Origin of the sequence: Pseudomonas sp. SWRI179, assembly GCF_014268705.1 — a bacterium.
In the GTDB taxonomy this organism is placed as follows: Bacteria; Pseudomonadota; Gammaproteobacteria; order Pseudomonadales; family Pseudomonadaceae; genus Aquipseudomonas; species Aquipseudomonas zanjanensis.
In genome coordinates this window covers 1-1,623 of the sequence record NZ_JABWRA010000119.1, presented here as the reverse complement: position 1 = coordinate 1,623, position 1,623 = coordinate 1, and the positions used below count along the sequence as shown (strand labels likewise).

The 1,623-nt window shown below is 60.7% G+C and carries 1 protein-coding gene; it reads left to right on the top strand.

Going from position 1 to position 1,623, the window contains the following annotated elements:
* On the top strand, positions 1–1,623 hold a 1,623-nt coding region (locus tag HU767_RS28485; protein WP_346343484.1), incomplete at both ends, for an immunoglobulin-like domain-containing protein.

Genomic DNA, 1,623 nt, shown 5'->3' with positions numbered 1-1,623 from the left:
GCGCTAGCTCGGGTGCGTTGGATGTAGCCGTTGGCAACGATGTGTACCAAGGCCCAACCACCGTCACTGAGTCGATCAAAGATGCATCCGGCGGCAACCTCGAAGCCATCGCGCCTAACACCGCTCCGGTTAGCACCGTGGTCAGCGATGTCAACGACACCACCACCGTGACGTTGACCGCCACACCAACCGTGAACGAAAACGGCACGATCACCTATACCGCCACCCTGACCGGTGCCGACGGCAAACCCGTCACCGCGCAAAACGGTCCGGTCACCGTGACGTTGGAAAGCGGCAAAACCATCACCATCGCAGCCGGTGCAAGTTCGGGTACGCTCGATGTCGCTGTGGGTAACGACGTTTATCAAGGTCCGACCACCGTCACCGAAAGCATCAGTACCGCCACTGGCGGCAACCTCGAAGCCATCGCTCCAAACACCACGCCAGTTAGCACTGTGGTCAGCGACGTCAACGACACCACCACCGTGACGTTGACCGCTACTCCGACCGTGAATGAAAACGGCACCATCACCTACACCGCTACCCTGACCGGTGCCGACGGCAAACCCGTCACCGCGCAAAACGGTCCGGTCACCGTGACGCTGGAAAGCGGCAAGACCATCACCATTGCAGCGGGCGCGAGCTCAGGCGAATTGGACGTGGCGGTCGGCAACGACGTCTACCAAGGCCCAACCACCGTCACCGAATCGATTGCCTCGGCATCGGGCGGTAACCTGGAAGCCATTGCTCCAAACACGACGCCAGTTAGCACTGTGGTCAGCGATGTCGATGACACCACTACCGTGACGTTGACCGCTACGCCAACCGTGAACGAAAACGGCACCATCACTTACACCGCGACCCTGACCGGCGCCGACGGCAAACCCGTCACCGCGCAAAACGGTCCGGTCACCGTGACGTTGGAAAGCGGCAAAACCATCACCATCGCAGCCGGTGCAAGTTCGGGTACGCTCGATGTCGCTGTGGGTAACGACGTTTATCAAGGTCCGACCACCGTCACCGAAAGCATCAGTACCGCCACTGGCGGCAACCTCGAAGCTATCGCTCCGAACACGACTCCGGTCAGCACCGTGGTCAGTGATGTCGATGACACCACCACCGTGACGTTGACCGCCACACCAACCGTGAACGAAAACGGCACCATCACTTACACCGCGACCCTGACCGGCGCCGACGGCAAACCCGTCACCGCGCAAAACGGTCCGGTCACCGTGACGTTGGAAAGCGGCAAAACCATCACCATCGCAGCCGGTGCAAGTTCGGGTACGCTCGATGTCGCTGTGGGTAACGACGTTTATCAAGGTCCGACCACCGTCACCGAAAGCATCAGTACCGCCACTGGCGGCAACCTCGAAGCTATCGCTCCGAACACGACTCCGGTCAGCACCGTGGTCAGTGATGTCGATGACACCACCACCGTGACGTTGACCGCCACACCAACCGTGAACGAAAACGGCACCATCACTTACACCGCGACCCTGACCGGCGCCGACGGCAAACCCGTCACCGCGCAAAACGGTCCGGTCACCGTGACGTTGGAAAGCGGCAAGACCATCACCATCGCAGCGGGCGCTAGCTCGGGTGCATTGGATGTAGCCGTTG